Raw genomic sequence first — 17,019 nt, 5'->3', positions numbered from 1 at the left:
CTTAAACAACACACAAAAATAACAATTCAATATTTTATATTACTGAGTAAAAAGTTCATCATTAAATAAATTAAGATTGATCATTTTTTATTGATCACCTTCACAGTTCAACAGTATTTCCTGGATAGAATACCTTCACCTTCATTCACATCAGGAAAGGTAAATTAAATGGAAAATAACAGCCGCACTATGCCCCATATAAGGCGGACAACTCATATTATGAAGTTTGCTCATCGCAATAGCTTCGACTTTCACTTCTTCAATGCCCGTTAGTCTACCGACTAAGGGCACTTCAGCGTACAGGTCTTCCTGACTCTCTGTATTACAGGCATATGCCTGTATTCCGCAGTGCTCATTCTCTGTTAACCCTTGTATTATCAGCCACCGGACTGATAAGGGTTTCTGCATTCTGAAAAAAGCAAACTTCTGATTAATTTATCAGCGGGGTAACTTTGCTTTTTTTCCGGCACGATCGATTTCTCATTCGAGAAATTGAGGACCTGCTATTACCAAAAATAAAGAGTTGGAAAATGTCAAAATTAAAAATTGCGGTTAGTGATTCTTGCCCGGACTGTTTTACCACGCAGCGAGAATGTATCTATATTAATGAAAACAGTAATATCGATGTGGCGGCAATAGTTTTATCGCTCAACGATGTTACACGCGGAAAACTCGATGAAATCGATGCCACGGGTTATGGCATCCCGGTATTTATTGCTACTGAAAATCAAGAACGTGTACCCGCAGAGTATTTGCCCCGTATTTCGGGTGTCTTTGAGAATTGCGAATCGCGACGAGAATTTTATGGTCGTCAGTTAGAAACCGCAGCCAGCCATTATGAAACTCAACTGCGCCCGCCCTTCTTCCGCGCACTGGTCGATTATGTCAATCAGGGTAACAGCGCGTTTAATTGCCCCGGTCATCAGGGCGGCGAATTTTTCCGTCGCCATCCGGCGGGGAATCAGTTTGTGGAATACTTTGGTGAGGCGCTGTTCCGTGCTGACTTGTGCAACGCGGATGTGGCAATGGGCGATCTGCTGATTCACGAAGGCGCGCCATGCATTGCACAGCAACATGCGGCAAAAGTGTTTAATGCCGATAAAACATACTTCGTTCTAAATGGCACTTCATCTTCTAACAAAGTGGTTTTAAACGCCCTGTTAACACCGGGGGATCTGGTGCTGTTTGACCGTAATAACCATAAATCTAATCACCACGGAGCGTTGCTACAGGCTGGCGCAACACCAGTTTATCTGGAAACCGCACGCAACCCGTATGGCTTTATCGGTGGTATTGATGCCCACTGCTTCGAAGAAAATTACCTGCGCGAACTGATTACAGAAGTCGCACCGCAGCGGGCAAAAGAGGCGCGTCCTTTCCGCCTCGCCGTTATTCAGCTAGGCACTTACGACGGTACGATTTATAACGCCCGTCAGGTGGTGGATAAAATTGGTCATCTGTGTGACTACATCCTCTTTGACTCCGCATGGGTCGGCTATGAGCAGTTTATCCCGATGATGGCGGACTGTTCACCACTGTTGCTGGATCTTAATGAGAACGATCCGGGTATTCTGGTTACGCAATCTGTGCATAAACAGCAGGCTGGTTTTTCCCAGACTTCACAAATCCATAAAAAAGACAGCCATATCAAAGGGCAACAGCGTTATGTACCGCACAAACGCATGAACAACGCCTTTATGATGCATGCCTCCACCAGCCCGTTCTATCCGCTGTTTGCCGCACTGGATATCAACGCCAAAATGCATGAAGGCGTCAGCGGTCGTAATATGTGGATGGATTGTGTGGTAAATGGCATTAATGCCCGCAAACTGATCCTCGATAACTGTCAGCATATTCGTCCATTCGTACCTGAACTGGTGGATGGTAAACCCTGGCAGTCGTATGAAACAGCGCAAATTGCGGTTGATCTGCGCTTCTTCCAGTTTGTACCAGGTGAGCACTGGCATTCTTTTGAAGGCTATGCAGAGAATCAATACTTTGTCGATCCGTGCAAACTGTTGCTGACAACCCCAGGTATTGATGCACGTAACGGCGAATATGAAGCGTTCGGTGTACCCGCGACGATTCTTGCTAACTTCCTGCGCGAAAATGGCGTAGTGCCGGAAAAATGCGATCTTAACTCCATCCTCTTTCTGCTGACTCCGGCAGAAGATATGGCCAAACTTCAGCAACTTGCTGCTCTGCTGGTACGCTTCGAAAAACTGCTTGAGTCCGACGCGCCATTATCAGAAGTACTGCCTTCCATCTACAAACAGCATGAAGAGCGCTACACCGGTTATACCCTGCGTCAGTTGTGTCAGGAAATGCATGATTTGTATGCCCGTCACAACGTGAAACAACTGCAAAAAGAGATGTTTCGTAAGGAACACTTCCCACGTGTCAGCATGAATCCACAAGAAGCCAACTACGCCTATTTACGCGGTGAAGTGGAGCTGGTTCGTCTGCCGGATGCAGAAGGCCGTATCGCTGCAGAAGGTGCGCTTCCTTATCCTCCGGGAGTGCTGTGTGTTGTTCCGGGTGAAATCTGGGGTGGTGCTGTTCTGCGTTACTTCAGCGCTCTGGAAGAAGGGATCAACCTGCTGCCAGGTTTTGCACCGGAGCTTCAGGGTGTCTATATCGAAGAACATGATGGTCGTAAGCAAGTTTGGTGCTATGTCATCAAGCCTCGTGGTGCGCAAAGCACCCTGCTGAAAGGGGAAAAATTATGAGTCAGACTAAATCGAACAAGATGGGCGTCGTTCAGTTAACCATACTGACGATGGTCAACATGATGGGCTCCGGTATCATCATGCTGCCGACAAAGCTTGCCGAAGTTGGGACAATCTCAATTATCTCCTGGCTGGTGACAGCCGTAGGCTCAATGGCACTGGCGTGGGCATTCGCAAAATGCGGTATGTTCAGCCGTAAGGCAGGTGGTATGGGCGGTTATGCGGAGTATGCTTTCGGTAAATCCGGTAACTTTATGGCGAACTACACCTACGGTGTCTCGCTGCTGATTGCTAACGTCGCGATTGCTATTTCGGCGGTTGGTTACGGCACCGAACTGCTCGGCGCGAGTTTGTCGCCAGTGCAGATTGGTCTTGCGACCATCGGGGTGCTGTGGATTTGTACCGTGGCTAACTTCGGTGGTGCGCGCATTACCGGGCAAATCAGTAGCATTACTGTGTGGGGGGTAATCATTCCGGTCGTCGGTCTGTGCATTATCGGCTGGTTCTGGTTTAGCCCGACGCTGTACGCTAACTCATGGAACCCTCATCATGTACCGTTCTTTAGCGCTGTAGGTTCCTCCATCGCCATGACGTTGTGGGCTTTCCTCGGTCTGGAGTCTGCCTGTGCCAACGCCGAAGTAGTGGAAAACCCGGAACGTAACGTGCCAATAGCAGTCCTTGGCGGTACGTTAGGTGCGGCAGTGATTTATATCGTCTCCACCAACGTGATTGCCGGGATTGTGCCCAATATGGAGCTGGCAAATTCAACGGCACCATTTGGCCTGGCCTTCGCACAGATGTTCACACCAGAAGTGGGTAAAGTCATTATGGCGCTGATGGTGATGTCCTGCTGCGGTTCACTGCTTGGCTGGCAGTTCACCATTGCCCAGGTGTTTAAATCTTCATCTGATGAAGGCTACTTCCCTAAAATTTTCTCCCGTGTAACCAAAGTGGATGCACCGGTTCAGGGAATGTTGATCATTGTGATTATTCAGAGTGGATTGGCACTGATGACCATTAGCCCGTCACTGAACAGCCAGTTCAACGTGCTGGTTAACCTGGCCGTGGTGACCAATATCATCCCGTATATTCTGTCGATGGCAGCATTAGTTATTATTCAGCAGGTCGCCAATGTGCCACCGTCAAAAGCGAAAGTAGCAAACTTTGTTGCCTTTGTTGGTGCGATGTACAGTTTCTATGCGCTGTACTCATCCGGGGAAGAAGCCATGCTGTACGGTTCCATCGTGACCTTCCTTGGTTGGACACTGTATGGTCTGGTATCTCCACGCTTTGAACTGAAAAATAAACACGGTTAAAAAAAGCGAAATAAAAAAGGGCGATTGAATGATCGCCCTTTCTGTTTGTTGACAAAGAGTTCGTTATTTATGCCGCATCCGGCAGGTGTAGGGTCCAAACGCGGTCGAACACAGCAACTATTTGCGTAATTATATGAGGCATTTGCGACAAAAACTGGAACAGGATCTCGTCCGCCCCGCCATTTCATTACTGAAACCGGTATTGGGTATCGGTTTATGCTTTGAAAAAAGTGGCAATGTATGGATAAAGTCATTTTTTATTCAAATATAAGGAACTTAATATTTAAAAAATGTCCCATACAATGCCTCATCATAAATGACACCGTAGCACACAAGGAGCAAGTAGCGATGCGTGAAGTGAGTCAGTTAGTAAATACTGAAGATTCAGCCTGGCCAATAATCCAGAATTGGTTAAAAGAAGCCACAAACCATGCCGAACTCTTACCGGTTAATAAAGATTTAGCCGAAACCGCACTTTATCAATTACAGGTTACAACAAAATCACCGATGGGTGCGCTTGTCTATGGCTCCGGAGGTCTGCTGATTGATAACGGTTGGTTACGCATAGCAGGCTCTGGTCACCCCCGGTTACCACGAGATCCAGCAAGTTGGACACAACGCCCTGAATTCGCAAGCGTGCGGGCTTTACCCATCGCCGATGATGTCGCAGGGGGAATTTTTGCTCTTAATGGTGGCGATCTTGGGGAAGATACTGGCTGCGTTTATTATTTTGCGCCAGATACGCTGAATTGGGAAAGTCTGGAGGTTGGATATTCTGAGTTTCTTCAGTGGGCATTATCCGGTGATTTAGATACCTTCTATGAAAATGTACGCTGGCCGCAATGGCAAGAAGACGTAATAAAATTATCGGCAACGGAAGCCTTCACTTTCTACCCTTTCTTATGGGTACAATGTGAAGAAGCAAGAACAAGAAAAGTTATTTCGCTTACTGAACTCTGGGAAATGCAGTATCAAATGAAAGAAACAATCACGCAATAAGACATGTTCAGGTCCGGGTTTCATTCCCGGACTCGCTATTTTAATGTGTGTTTATCGCTTTCAATTCTTGCTGGCAATTTTCTGACTGACAGCGTCGCAACTCAATAATCCCTACATGCATCATCGAGCCAAAAAATCCGCTTTCGCTGACATAATCCTCATTAACTAGCGGTCGAGTGCCGGGCTTACCCTGGCAAATCCCCATAAAAAATGAGGTGTAGCATTGCCATTCAGGATTTAAACCGGTCTTTTCTTGTGCTGACATATCATGAAGATAAGTAAGTTCTTTTTCGTTCCCGCCTGACAACTGCCAGCGGCGGGTATTATCAGGTAAGTTATCGCCACGGCAATTTGTCTTACACCGGGAAGGCGCAATATTTACCGTAATGCTCCCCGTTAATCCTCTGGTTTTATCTTTAGGGGTCAGTAACCAGTCACCAGCTAATGATGATTGTTCAGGTTGGGCGCATGCTGTCAGCAGTAGTGTGGCGGTAATTAATGCCACTCTGACGACCAGACTCCTTTTGGTCTTCATTTTGAATTCCCTTGAGCTATTCAGTTTGTTGGCAAAGTGCTCGTTGTTCATGCCGGATGCGGCGTGAACGTCTTATCCGGCCTACAAAATCGCGTAAATTCAATATATTGCACCATCTTCCCAAGCCTGATAAGCGTAGCGCATCAGGCAGTCATAAGTAAAAAAAGGCGATCTTCTGACCGCCCTTTTTCTTATTAAATGTGTTTACGCGTTTTTCAGAACTTCGCTAACAATCTCAACCGCTTCTTTCTCAATCTGCTTGCGATGTTCTTCCCCGAGGAAGCTTTCGCAGTAGATTTTGTATGCGTCTTCTGTGCCTGACGGACGCGCGGCGAACCAGCCGTTGTCAGTCATCACTTTCAGACCGCCAATAGAAGCACCATTACCCGGAGCCGCCGTCAGGCGTGCGGTGATCGGGTCACCTGCCAGGGTGCTGGAGCTCACCATTTCCGGAGACAGCTTAGACAGCGCCGCTTTTTGTGCGGAAGTCGCAGCTGCCTGCAAACGGTTATAGCTCGGCGCACCAAAGCGTTCTGCCAGTTCGTTGTAGTGTTCCTGCGGGTTCTTACCAGTGACAGCGGTGATTTCCGCCGCCAGCAGACACATGATGATGCCGTCTTTATCAGTCGACCACGGCGTGCCGTCGAAACGCAGGAAGGAAGCCCCTGCGCTCTCTTCGCCGCCAAAGCCGAAGCTGCCATCGAACAGACCATCAACAAACCATTTGAAACCTACCGGGACTTCTACCAGCTTACGGCCCAAGTCATTGACCACACGGTCGATCATCGCAGATGAAACCAGCGTTTTACCGACAGCAACATCTTTGCCCCACTGCGGACGGTGCTGGAACAGGTAGTTGATCGCCACCGCCAGGTAGTGGTTCGGATTCATCAAACCTGCCGGAGTGACGATACCGTGACGGTCATAATCCGGGTCGTTAGCAAACGCCAGATCGAACTTATCACGCAGTGCCAGCAGACCCGCCATCGCACACTCGGAGGAGCAGTCCATACGGATCGCACCGTCTTTATCGAGGTGCATAAAGCGGAAGGTTTGATCGACCTGATCGTTAACGATGGTCAGGTTGAGGTTGTAATACTCGCCAATGCGCTTCCAGTATTCGATACCGGAACCGCCCAACGGATCAACGCCCAGCGTCAGGCCCGCTTTCTGAATCGCCGCCATATCAACGATATCGGCCAGACCTTCCACAAACGGCTGCACCAGATCCTGCTCTTTCACATGACCGGATGCCATCGCTTCGTCGAGGGAGATACGCTTCACGCCTTTCAGGCCATCGGCCAGCAGTGCGTTGGCCCTGTCTTCCACCACTTTGGTGACGTTGGTATCAGCCGGGCCACCATTTGGCGGGTTGTACTTGATACCACCATCTTCCGGCGGGTTATGGGACGGTGTAATCACGATACCGTCTGCCAGCGGGCCACCTTTTTTATTGTGAACCAGGATGGCATTGGAAACGGCAGGCGTTGGAGTGAAGCCATTGTTTTCCTGCACAATAACATCAACGCCGTTCGCTGCCAGCACTTCCAGAACGGAAATAAACGCAGGCTCGGACAGGGCGTGAGTATCTTTACCCACATAGCAAGGGCCAGTGATGCCGTTTTTCGCACGTTCTTCAGCAATTGCCTGAGCGATCGCCAGAATGTGCGGCTCGTTAAAGCTGTGGCGCGCTGCACTGCCACGGTGACCGGAAGTACCGAATTTCACCGCGTGCTCCGCATTCCCTGCTTCTGGTTTCAGTACATAATATTGCGCCGTCAGTTGGGCGACGTTAATCAAATCACTCTGTTGTGCAGGTTGGCCTGCACGATTGTGGATTGCCATTGCTTTGTCCTTTGTCTGCAACGTTTTAGATAGTTCCGCAAACCTTCTCAATCAATTCCGCCGGGAATTGCATCGACTGCATGATGTGTTCGATCATGCTGCATTTACGGCCGGTGTTGGTGTTGGTGATCACCCAATACGGCGTACCAGGCACATGTTTCGGCTTGGTCTGATTACCATTTTTCAGCAGCGTTTGTTCATCTGCCGCAAAGTAAACGCGTGTACGACCGTGCAACGATTCCGTTGCTTCGGCAAACGCCTGGGCGTCAAGAGAATATAGTGTAGACAACAGCAGCATAAAGCGATTGACCGCTCGCTTTTGCTCTGCGTATTCATCCGAAAGCAGAAGTTCACGCATTGCGCGAACCTTGTCTTTAATCGTTTTGACCGGCTTCGCTTCGACGATAGCAGGTGACGCAACGCGAACCTCTTTCGTCACCGGAGCAGCAGGCTGTGATGCGGCGGAAAATTTCAACATACGCCGTAAAATGTCGGATGCGCTCTCGCCGATATGCTTAGTGTGGCTGGCAATATAGCTGTAGAGTTCATCATCAACTTCAATCGTTTTCATCTTAATCCAGTGCAGTGTCTTAGCTGAATACAAGTCGCCAGGAGTATATGAATAAATCCCGGCAGCGGATAGCGTCAAGCCTGGCTTGCAGAAAAACTCGGAATAAACCTTATTTGTTGCAGCCCTGTGGCACAATGGTCAACATAATACCCTAACCCGACAACGCGAAAAAAAGAACTTTGCCATGAAATTGAATATCCGCGCGCAAACTGCACAAAACCAGCACAATAATTCTCCCATCGTTCTTGTCCATGGTCTGTTTGGCAGCCTCGACAACCTTGGCGTACTGGCTCGCGATCTGGTAAACGATCACAATATCATCCAGGTTGATATGCGTAACCACGGTCTTTCACCGAGAGATCCGGTAATGAATTACCCGGCGATGGCGCAGGATCTTGTTGATACCCTGGATGCACAGCAGATCGACAAAGCAACATTTATCGGTCACTCCATGGGCGGTAAAGCGGTAATGGCTCTTACTGCACTAGCCCCCGATCGCATTGACAAGCTGGTGGCGATTGATATTGCGCCGGTCGACTATCACGTACGCCGTCATGATGAGATTTTCGCGGCCATCAACGCAGTCAGTGAATCAGACGCACAAACACGCCAGCAAGCAGCGGCAATAATGCGCCAGCATCTTAATGAAGAAGGGGTGATTCAGTTTCTGTTGAAATCTTTTGTTGACGGGGAGTGGCGCTTTAACGTGCCAGTATTGTGGGATCAGTATCCGCATATTGTGGGTTGGGAGAAAATCCCGGCATGGGATCATCCTACCCTGTTTATCCCTGGCGGCAATTCTCCGTATGTTAGCGAGCAGTACCGTGATGATTTACTGGCACAATTTCCACAGGCTCGGGCGCATGTGATTGCAGGCGCGGGTCACTGGGTCCATGCTGAAAAACCGGATGCGGTATTACGCGCTATCCGTCGCTATCTCAATGATTAACGCAACTGATTAAAAACCCAGCGTCCGCGTCGCTTTCCGCGCGTGGGCGTTGGCGTGACTCATCGCGCTGATGTATTATGGCGCGCTATCCATCCGGGCAGGCGCCTGGCTGATTGTTTCCCCCGAAGTCACCAAGATCATGGCCAAAGAACAAACGGACCGTACGACATTAGATCTGTTCGCGCACGAGCGTCGACCGGGACGACCGAAAACTAATCCGCTTTCGCGCGATGAACAGCTGCGTATTAATAAACGCAACCAACTAAAACGCGACAAAGTACGTGGCCTTAAGCGTGTCGAACTGAAGTTGAACGCGGAAGCTGTCGAGGCACTGAACGAGCTGGCGGAATCGCGCAATATGAGCCGTAGCGAGCTGATCGAAGAGATGTTAATGCAGCAACTGGCGGCGCTGCGTAGTCAGGGCATCGTTTAAATTTCCACTTTCATGTAGCACAGTGTGCAGTCCTGCTCGTTTGCTGATTCCGCAAGACTGCCTGTTCTGCTATGATTGCCTTTATCCGTGGGCAATTTTCCACCCCCATTTCAATAAGTTTCAAGAGGTTATTTCACTCATGGCTATCACTGGCATCTTTTTCGGCAGCGACACCGGTAATACCGAAAATATCGCAAAAATGATTCAAAAACAGCTTGGTAAAGACGTTGCCGATGTCCATGACATTGCAAAAAGCAGCAAAGAAGATCTGGAAGCATATGACATTCTGCTGCTGGGCATCCCAACCTGGTATTACGGCGAAGCGCAGTGTGACTGGGATGACTTCTTCCCGACTCTCGAAGAGATTGATTTTAATGGTAAACTGGTTGCGCTGTTTGGTTGTGGCGACCAGGAAGATTACGCAGAATACTTCTGCGATGCATTGGGCACCATCCGCGACATCATTGAACCGCGCGGCGCAACTATCGTTGGTCACTGGCCAACCGCGGGCTACCACTTCGAAGCGTCAAAAGGTCTGGCTGATGATGACCACTTTGTCGGTCTGGCTATCGACGAAGATCGTCAGCCGGAACTGACCGCTGAACGTGTAGAAAAATGGGTTAAACAAATTTCTGAAGAGCTGCATCTCGACGAAATTCTCAATGCCTGATGTGATGCGGCGTAGACTCATGTCTACGCCGTATTAATAGATAATGCCAATCAAAATAATTGCTACAAATTTGTAACTTTTGCTGTTGTACCTGTACAATGTCCCGGTGTTCAAGTGGCCTTGCCGTTGTAAATGTAAGCTGTGCCACGTTTTTATTAACAATATTTGCCAGGGACTTGTGGTTTTCATTTAGGCGTGGCAATTCTATAATGATACGCATTATCTCAAGAGCAAATTCTGTCACTTCTTCTAATGAAGTGAACCGCTTAGTAACAGGACAGATTCCGCATGACTGATAACAATACCGCCCTAAAGAAAGCTGGCCTGAAAGTAACGCTTCCTCGTTTAAAAATCCTGGAAGTTCTTCAGGAGCCGGACAACCATCACGTCAGTGCGGAAGATTTATACAAACGTCTGATCGATATGGGTGAAGAAATTGGTCTGGCTACGGTATATCGCGTACTGAACCAGTTTGACGACGCTGGTATCGTCACCCGCCACAATTTTGAAGGCGGTAAATCCGTATTTGAACTGACACAGCAACATCACCACGATCACCTGATCTGCCTCGACTGCGGCAAGGTAATCGAATTTAGTGATGATTCCATCGAAGCGCGTCAGCGTGAAATTGCCGCAAAACATGGCATTCGCCTGACTAACCACAGTCTCTATCTTTACGGTCACTGTGCCGAAGGCGATTGCCGCGAAGATGAGCACGCGCACGAAGGCAAATAAGCCAGCCTGAACGAGAAAAGCCAACCTGCGGGTTGGCTTTTTTATGCAAGGGAAATAAGAAAAGCGAGAGTTACAGCTCTCACTTATTTGTTATTACTGCGAATTTCCTGCCAGACCTTATCACAATCGGCTTTCACCGCCTGATCATTTCCGGTTTGCGTTGCGCGCAGACACTGCTGATAATCCAGTACGCGGACACTTTCCTGGTCGGCAAACTGCTGATGTTGTTTCTCTTTCTTCAGCACGTTTAACACGCTCTGGCAGGCTTCAATTTTTTCTGGCGAACCTTGTGCGGTGTTGATACAGGCGCTGTATGCCTCTTTCAGACGACTGTCTTCCTGTGGCGCGGTTGATTGCACACAAGCTACCAGCCCCGATGCCATTATGGCGATGAGAATCAGTTTTTTCATAGCAAATTCCTCAAACGTGCGGCAGGCACAAAACCTGCCGCGTCGGGCATCAGAAGATGGTGAATGGTGCGATTACCATAAATTTCACGTCACGCTCATCCTGGAAGATGTTGCCGTAACCACCGCCCCAGCTTGGGATGTCGGAGTGGTTGTCGTATTCGGTGAAGTGCAGTTTGAACATCGTGCCTTTGGCGCGACCGTCCTGAATGGTGTACACCGCATCCAGGCTGTAGGCAGACTCTTCAATAGTCCGGTTTTTATCGTAGTACGCATCCGGATTGCTCTGCCAGGTCGCAGGTTTAGCATCCCATGCGTAAACGTAGGAAGCGCCGATGGCGAAGCCTGGAAGATTCCAGTTTTTCAGGTCATACATCGCACCGAAGAAGATCGCTTTTTCGCCGTTGGCGTTGAAGTCGGAACGGTTATCCCACCAGATATCCAGGCGACCGTTCGAGGAAGCGTAGGTTGGAGTCATACGTTGCAGGAAGTATCCCTGCTGACCGTCAGCCTTAACCCAGGTACCTTCGAGGCGCAAATCCACTACGTCAGCCGCCCGGTAACCAAAGGTCAACGCCTGCAGCCAGGCGGTGCCGTCATAAAGATCGTTGACGCTGCGATCGTCAACTTTATCGCGCGTACCATAGAACTGGTAGCTGGTGGTTAACGGGCTACCGGCGATATCAAATTTGTAGCTGGCTTTGGCAAAATATTGATCGATATACCCTTCGGCCTGACCAAACGCCGCTTCCAGTACGAAGTTATTTTTGAAGTCGTACTTCGCCCCAAGGGAGTGTAGATAATCAACTTTGGTGGTTTTATCGTTCTGATAAAACTCATCCATTTCCAGATGCCACGGTGCTTTGTATTCGTTGGTCCACATGTAGGAGAAACTCAACGCACCAGCATCGCCATAATCAAAATTCGCCCCGGCTTCCGCCCCCTGATAAGTACCCGGCATAAAGCTCCAGTGCGGCGCTAACAGCGTTTGACCAGTTGGCTGAATGTAACCTGCCCTCGCCCAAACCGGACCGTATTTAAATTTAGCCGCCGCTTTATACAGACTTATACCGCTTTTATCGCCGGACCAGTCTTCGTCATAGGCTTTATTACTTTTTGAAAACGCGATTTCGTTCGGGTGAGAGCTGTCGCCGTTTTCTGCCATTTCAATCGCTGTAAACGCGGCAATATCCAGACCGAACATATCAGCGGCATAGCCAGACTGAAAATCGAGATTAGCGTTCCAGGTGGAGTGAGAAAGGTTGGTTTTATATTTGTCGCCGTCGGTAACATCTTTACGGTCGCGTTCACGCTGCCAGTAATAGATACCGCCGGTTAAGGTTGAATCGTCGATGAATCCTTCGGCGCGAGCCTCCGGAATTGCCATAAAGCCCGACATAGCTGTAACACCGGCGATAGCCAGCGCCAGCGTACTACGTTTGCCACTAAACGCACGCATGGGTTAATCCTCTTTGACGTATAAATTGCTGCACCAAAGGTGAACAGCGAAAAAAATAAAAATTAAAAAAGTAGCGTTGAGAAAAGTCTCGCTGACTACAGGAACAGACTATTTTTCGCGACGCGAATTATCAATCTCTTTCTGTAACCAGAATGTAATAACATGAGCAACCGCACATATTTTGATGATTTTTGTTACAAGGCTTAAGTTTGCAGTTGAAAGGCTTGCAGAAGAATAAAAACGTGAAATTCCAGCAAGATGAAAGCGGTTACATTTTATTTAATTATGATTTGTAATTTTAAATTTGCTTTATGAATAAATTACGAAGCGGAATTAATTCGCGAAGAAAAGCAGAAAAAAAACGCCGCGGAGCGCGGCGTTTGGGTTTGTTTGCTATTTTTTGCCGGATGCGGCGTGAACGCTCTATCCGACAACGTAAACTTACTCGCCTACTTTCGCCCAGGTATCACGCAGCCCAACGGTGCGGTTAAATACCGGTTTTTCCGCCGTAGAATGGCGGCTGTCGAGGCAGAAGTAACCTTCACGCTCAAACTGGAATGCTTTACCCGCAACCGCATCTTTCAGCGACGGTTCAGCAAAGCCCTGTTTGATCACCAGCGATTCCGGGTTAATCACCGACAGGAAATCATCCGCAGCACCAGGGTTCGGCACGCTGAACAGACGGTCATACAAACGGATTTCAACCGGCAGCGCATGTGCCGCGCTCACCCAGTGAATAACACCTTTGACTTTACGACCATCTGCCGGATCTTTGCTTAAGGTGTCGGCGTCATAAGTACAGAAGATGGTGGTGATATTGCCTTCGGCATCTTTCTCCACGCGTTCTGCCTTAATGACGTAAGCATTACGCAGACGCACTTCTTTACCCAGCACCAGACGTTTGTACTGCTTGTTAGCTTCTTCGCGGAAATCGGCGCGATCGATCCAAATCTCACCGCTAAATGGCACCTGGCGGCTGCCCATTTCCGGTTTATTCGGATGGTTCGGCATGGTAACCATTTCGCCTTCGCCCTGGTAGTTTTCGATAACCAGTTTCACCGGATCGATAACCGCCATTGCGCGCGGCGCATTTTCGTTGAGATCTTCACGGATGCAGGATTCCAGCGACGCCATCTCAATGGTGTTGTCCTGCTTGGTCACGCCGATGCGTTTGCAGAACTCACGAATAGAAGCTGCAGTGTAACCACGACGACGCAGACCGGAAATGGTCGGCATACGCGGGTCATCCCAGCCTTCAACGTGCTTGTCGGTCACCAGCAGGTTCAGCTTACGCTTGGACATCACAGTGTATTCCAGATTCAGGCGCGAGAATTCGTACTGGCGCGGGTGAACAGGAATGGTGATGTTGTCCAGCACCCAGTCGTACAGGCGACGGTTGTCCTGGAACTCAAGCGTACACAGAGAGTGCGTAATACCTTCCAGCGCATCGCTGATGCAGTGGGTAAAGTCGTACATCGGGTAGATGCACCACTTGTTGCCAGTCTGGTGGTGTTCAGCAAACTTAATGCGGTACAGCACCGGATCGCGCATCACGATAAACGGCGAAGCCATGTCGATCTTCGCACGCAGGCAGGCTTTACCTTCTTCAAAACCGCCGGTACGCATTTTCTCGAACAGCGCCAGGTTCTCTTCAACGCTGCGATCGCGGTACGGGCTGTTTTTACCCGGCTGCGTCAGGGTGCCACGGTATTCGCGGATCTGTTCCGGTGTCAGTTCATCAACGTACGCCAGGCCTTTATTGATCAGTTCGATCGCATAGGCGTGGAGCTGATCAAAATAATCGGAGGAGTAACGGACGTTACCAGACCAGTGAAAACCTAACCACTCAACGTCGTTTTTGATCGACTCAACATACTCGATATCTTCTTTTACCGGGTTAGTGTCGTCGAAACGCAGGTTGCACTGGCCTTTATAGTCCTGGGCGATCCCGAAGTTCAGGCAGATAGATTTCGCATGGCCAATATGCAGATAGCCATTCGGCTCCGGCGGGAAACGGGTGTGTACTGTGGTGTGCTTACCACTGGCCAGATCTTCATCGATGATCTGACGAATAAAGTTAGTCGGGCGGGCTTCTGCCTCACTCATCGTGGATTCCTCAAAGCGTAAACAATGTATAACGGCGTATGATCTTATAAGCGGGACAGGCTGACAACTGTTAGTTAGTGAAAATCGACAATCTCACTGAGATTATGGGGATTATTGATGAAAAAAAAAGCGGCAGAGAAGATCTCCACCGCTTGTCATTGTTGGATGCGACGCTCAAGCGTCGCATCAGGCATAAAGAAGATTACTTTTTGATTTCATACAGCGGCGTTTGACCCGCCACGACATGGCCCTGAGCTTTAATGATCAAGCCGCTGAAATCGTCGATATTGCTGCAAACCACCGGGCTAATCATCGAGCGGGCGTTTTCGTTCAGATAATCCAGATCCATTTCCAGAATCGGTTGCCCTGCGCTTACTTGCGCGCCCTCTTCCACCAGACGTTTAAAGCCTTTACCTTCCAGCGCTACGGTGTCGATACCCATATGGACGACAATCTCCGCGCCTTTTTCAGTTTCCAGGCAGAATGCGTGGTTGGTGTTGAAGATTTTCACGATAGTCCCTGCGGCTGGTGATACGACGATTTTATCTGTCGGTTTCACCGCCACACCGTCACCCACCGCTTTGCTGGCGAATGCTTCGTCAGGAACCTGATCCAGTGCCACAACATCACCGGTAATCGGCGATACCAGCTCCGCGATAGATACTGCGTTTGGTACAGCCTGCGGTTTTGCTACAGGCGCGGCAGTTGCCGGAGCAGTTTCAGCAGAGGCAGCGGCTACCGGACCGCGGGCAACGACTTTCTTCATCGCATCGCCGATGGATTCTGCTTTCGCGCCAACAATCACCTGAATAGTCTGTTTGTTCAGTTTCACTACCCCAGAAGCACCCAGACGTTTACACATCGTATCGTTAACGCGGGCAGAGTCAGCCACTGTAAGGCGCAGACGGGTGATACAGGCGTCAATTGCTTTCAGGTTGTCAGTGCCGCCAACCGCAGCAATATAGTTGGTTGCCAGTTGATTGAGACCTTCTTCAGTATTGCTGTTAGCCTCTTCAGTAACGATCTCGTCTTCTTTATCTTCACGACCTGGCGTTTTCAGGTTGAACATGCGGATAACCAAACTGAACACCACGAAGTAGATAGCGAAGAAGACAACCCCCATCACCAGCAGCATCCAGACGTTCTGGCTGGCGGCCGGCAGGTTATACATCAACGCGTAGTCGATAGCCCCCGCAGAGAAAGAGAAGCCGGCATGGATACCCAGCAACGTTGCCACAAACAGGCTGATACCGGTCAGCAGTGCGTGCAGGAGGTACAGCAGCGGTGCAAGGAACATGAACAGGAATTCCAGCGGCTCAGTCACACCGGTCAGGAACGCAGTAACAGCAACAGAAAGCAGCATCCCGCCAACCATCGGACGGCGCTCTTTCGGTGCTGCAAAGTACATCGCCAGCGCCGCACCCGGCAGACCGAACATCATGATCGGGAAGAAGCCGGACATGAACATCCCCGCGGTGCCGTCACCGGCATAGAAGCGGTTGATGTCACCGTGAAAAACCGTACCCGCCGCGTTGGTGAATTCACCAATCTGGAACCAGGCGATGGTGTTCAGTACCTGATGCAGACCGGTTGGGATCAGCAGACGGTTGATGAAACCAAAGATACCGGAACCCAGCGCGCCCGCAGAAACGATCCACTCGCCGCCTGCATGGATAGCGTGCTGTACCGGCGGCCAGACGTAACCAAAAATGGCCGCCAGCACCAGGCAGAAGAAGCCGGTGGCAATCGGCACAAAGCGTTTGCCGCCGAAGAAACTCAGGAAGTCCGGCAGTTTAATATCGGACCAACGGTTATAAGCTGCGCCACCAACCAGACCGGTAATGATACCCGCCAGTACACCCATGTTAATTTCTGGGTTGATGGTCACCATCGCTTTGGTTAACACAAAGTAACCTACCGCACCCGCCAGTGCCGCCGCACCTGCGCTGTCTTTCGACCAGCTGGATGCCACACCGATGGCGAAGATTAATGCGAGGTTATCAAAAATCGCACCGCCCGCCTGGGCAATAAACGCAACGTTAAGTAAATCTGGCTGACCGAATCGCAGCAACAGCGCCGCCACCGGCAGCACCGCGATAGGGAGCTGTAACGCCCTACCGAGTCGCTGGAAAAAACCTAAAATATTCATCTTATTCCCCCTACGAGAACCCTATTTGGCTCGTTTAAAGCCGTATTTTTATTTTGCTGCAAATTGTACTGCCGATGTTCTGTAATCAGATTGTTAGATCATCTGCTACAGAGTGT

16 protein-coding genes and 1 pseudogene are annotated in these 17,019 nt (G+C 49.6%); 10 read left to right on the top strand and 7 right to left on the bottom strand.

The genetic code is table 11. The features are described from left to right. The first annotated feature begins 168 nt into the window (after positions 1-168). The 5 genes and pseudogenes from ACJHWR_RS07770 (at position 169) to ACJHWR_RS07750 (ending at position 5,044) form a co-directional block, all read left to right on the top strand. Positions 169-273 (top strand): leader peptide SpeFL, encoded by a 105-nt coding sequence (locus ACJHWR_RS07770; protein ID WP_211180488.1) that lies wholly within the window; start codon positions 169-171, stop codon positions 271-273. A gap of 257 nt (positions 274-530) precedes the next feature. Further along, positions 531-2,729, top strand: coding sequence for an ornithine decarboxylase SpeF (gene speF, locus ACJHWR_RS07765; protein WP_000040183.1), 2,199 nt, complete (start codon positions 531-533; stop codon positions 2,727-2,729). After that, positions 2,726-4,045, top strand: a complete 1,320-nt coding sequence (potE, locus tag ACJHWR_RS07760) for a putrescine-ornithine antiporter (RefSeq protein WP_000084154.1) — start codon at positions 2,726-2,728, stop codon at positions 4,043-4,045. The genes speF and potE overlap by 4 nt, the downstream gene beginning before the upstream one ends. Before the next feature lie 91 nt (positions 4,046-4,136). Further along, positions 4,137-4,270: pseudogene (locus tag ACJHWR_RS07755) on the top strand (winged helix-turn-helix domain-containing protein); the annotation flags it as partial. Between the two features lie 123 nt (positions 4,271-4,393). Further along, positions 4,394-5,044: a DUF2625 domain-containing protein gene (locus tag ACJHWR_RS07750; RefSeq protein ID WP_001209503.1), complete on the top strand. Its 651-nt coding sequence runs from the start codon at positions 4,394-4,396 to the stop codon at positions 5,042-5,044. Positions 5,045-5,084: 40 nt separating this feature from the next. Here ACJHWR_RS07750 and ACJHWR_RS07745 read toward each other — a convergent pair whose 3' ends face one another. The 3 genes from ACJHWR_RS07745 to seqA form a co-directional block, all read right to left on the bottom strand. Then, positions 5,085-5,579, bottom strand: coding sequence for a hypothetical protein (locus ACJHWR_RS07745; protein ID WP_000851059.1), 495 nt, complete (start codon positions 5,577-5,579; stop codon positions 5,085-5,087). A gap of 204 nt (positions 5,580-5,783) precedes the next feature. After that, a complete protein-coding gene (gene pgm, locus ACJHWR_RS07740; RefSeq protein WP_012311843.1) occupies positions 5,784-7,424 on the bottom strand; it encodes a phosphoglucomutase (alpha-D-glucose-1,6-bisphosphate-dependent) in 1,641 nt (546 codons plus the stop codon). 25 nt (positions 7,425-7,449) lie between these two features. Beyond that, positions 7,450-7,995, bottom strand: coding sequence for a replication initiation negative regulator SeqA (gene seqA, locus ACJHWR_RS07735; RefSeq protein ID WP_000848387.1), 546 nt, complete (start codon positions 7,993-7,995; stop codon positions 7,450-7,452). 184 nt (positions 7,996-8,179) lie between these two features. Here seqA and ybfF point away from each other — a divergent pair, with 184 nt between their 5' ends. From ybfF to fur, 5 genes are all read left to right on the top strand, one after another. Continuing rightward, positions 8,180-8,944: an esterase gene (gene ybfF / locus ACJHWR_RS07730; protein WP_000773282.1), complete on the top strand. Its 765-nt coding sequence runs from the start codon at positions 8,180-8,182 to the stop codon at positions 8,942-8,944. A 139-nt stretch (positions 8,945-9,083) separates the two neighbouring features. Beyond that, complete coding sequence (gene ybfE / locus ACJHWR_RS07725; RefSeq protein ID WP_001300829.1) at positions 9,084-9,377, top strand: LexA regulated protein; 294 nt, start codon at positions 9,084-9,086, stop codon at positions 9,375-9,377. 139 nt (positions 9,378-9,516) lie between these two features. Then, positions 9,517-10,047, top strand: a complete 531-nt coding sequence (gene fldA / locus ACJHWR_RS07720) for a flavodoxin FldA (protein ID WP_001018618.1) — start codon at positions 9,517-9,519, stop codon at positions 10,045-10,047. Positions 10,048-10,256: 209 nt separating this feature from the next. After that, a complete protein-coding gene (gene uof / locus ACJHWR_RS07715; RefSeq protein ID WP_001406816.1) occupies positions 10,257-10,343 on the top strand; it encodes a fur leader peptide in 87 nt (28 codons plus the stop codon). Further along, positions 10,336-10,782, top strand: coding sequence for a ferric iron uptake transcriptional regulator (fur, locus tag ACJHWR_RS07710; RefSeq protein WP_000131702.1), 447 nt, complete (start codon positions 10,336-10,338; stop codon positions 10,780-10,782). The genes uof and fur overlap by 8 nt, the downstream gene beginning before the upstream one ends. Positions 10,783-10,865: 83 nt before the next feature. Here the strand turns inward: fur and chiQ are convergent, their stop codons facing one another. The 4 genes from chiQ to nagE all read right to left on the bottom strand — a co-directional run bounded on the left by chiQ (position 10,866) and on the right by nagE (position 16,903). After that, entirely contained in the window at positions 10,866-11,192 is a 327-nt protein-coding gene (chiQ, locus tag ACJHWR_RS07705) for a ChiQ/YbfN family lipoprotein (protein WP_000733582.1), read from the bottom strand. A 49-nt stretch (positions 11,193-11,241) separates the two neighbouring features. After that, positions 11,242-12,648 carry a chitoporin ChiP gene (chiP, locus tag ACJHWR_RS07700; protein WP_001201177.1) on the bottom strand — a complete coding sequence of 469 codons (1,407 nt, stop codon included), beginning with the start codon at positions 12,646-12,648 and terminating at the stop codon, positions 11,242-11,244. A 441-nt stretch (positions 12,649-13,089) separates the two neighbouring features. Further along, positions 13,090-14,754, bottom strand: a complete 1,665-nt coding sequence (glnS, locus tag ACJHWR_RS07695) for a glutamine--tRNA ligase (protein WP_001287164.1) — start codon at positions 14,752-14,754, stop codon at positions 13,090-13,092. Positions 14,755-14,956: 202 nt separating this feature from the next. Next, positions 14,957-16,903: a PTS N-acetyl glucosamine transporter subunit IIABC gene (gene nagE / locus ACJHWR_RS07690; protein WP_001023111.1), complete on the bottom strand. Its 1,947-nt coding sequence runs from the start codon at positions 16,901-16,903 to the stop codon at positions 14,957-14,959. Positions 16,904-17,019: the final 116 nt, after the last annotated feature.

The organism is Escherichia sp. WS568, assembly GCF_046486085.1.
GTDB classification, from domain to species: Bacteria; Pseudomonadota; Gammaproteobacteria; order Enterobacterales; family Enterobacteriaceae; genus Escherichia; species Escherichia coli.
This window is presented reverse-complemented; position numbering and strand designations above follow the sequence as displayed.

Excerpts from the sequence above, each read along its gene's own strand:
- ACJHWR_RS07770 (WP_211180488.1), top strand. The coding sequence starts at position 169 with ATGGAAAATAACAGCCGCACTATGCCCCATATAAGGCGGACAACTCAT.
- speF (WP_000040183.1), top strand. The coding sequence starts at position 531 with ATGTCAAAATTAAAAATTGCGGTTAGTGATTCTTGCCCGGACTGTTTT.
- potE (WP_000084154.1), top strand. The coding sequence starts at position 2,726 with ATGAGTCAGACTAAATCGAACAAGATGGGCGTCGTTCAGTTAACCATA.
- ACJHWR_RS07750 (WP_001209503.1), top strand. The coding sequence starts at position 4,394 with ATGCGTGAAGTGAGTCAGTTAGTAAATACTGAAGATTCAGCCTGGCCA.
- ACJHWR_RS07745 (WP_000851059.1), bottom strand. The coding sequence starts at position 5,579 with ATGAAGACCAAAAGGAGTCTGGTCGTCAGAGTGGCATTAATTACCGCC.
- pgm (WP_012311843.1), bottom strand. The coding sequence starts at position 7,424 with ATGGCAATCCACAATCGTGCAGGCCAACCTGCACAACAGAGTGATTTG.
- seqA (WP_000848387.1), bottom strand. The coding sequence starts at position 7,995 with ATGAAAACGATTGAAGTTGATGATGAACTCTACAGCTATATTGCCAGC.
- ybfF (WP_000773282.1), top strand. The coding sequence starts at position 8,180 with ATGAAATTGAATATCCGCGCGCAAACTGCACAAAACCAGCACAATAAT.
- ybfE (WP_001300829.1), top strand. The coding sequence starts at position 9,084 with ATGGCCAAAGAACAAACGGACCGTACGACATTAGATCTGTTCGCGCAC.
- fldA (WP_001018618.1), top strand. The coding sequence starts at position 9,517 with ATGGCTATCACTGGCATCTTTTTCGGCAGCGACACCGGTAATACCGAA.
- uof (WP_001406816.1), top strand. The coding sequence starts at position 10,257 with ATGATACGCATTATCTCAAGAGCAAATTCTGTCACTTCTTCTAATGAA.
- fur (WP_000131702.1), top strand. The coding sequence starts at position 10,336 with ATGACTGATAACAATACCGCCCTAAAGAAAGCTGGCCTGAAAGTAACG.
- chiQ (WP_000733582.1), bottom strand. The coding sequence starts at position 11,192 with ATGAAAAAACTGATTCTCATCGCCATAATGGCATCGGGGCTGGTAGCT.
- chiP (WP_001201177.1), bottom strand. The coding sequence starts at position 12,648 with ATGCGTGCGTTTAGTGGCAAACGTAGTACGCTGGCGCTGGCTATCGCC.
- glnS (WP_001287164.1), bottom strand. The coding sequence starts at position 14,754 with ATGAGTGAGGCAGAAGCCCGCCCGACTAACTTTATTCGTCAGATCATC.
- nagE (WP_001023111.1), bottom strand. The coding sequence starts at position 16,903 with ATGAATATTTTAGGTTTTTTCCAGCGACTCGGTAGGGCGTTACAGCTC.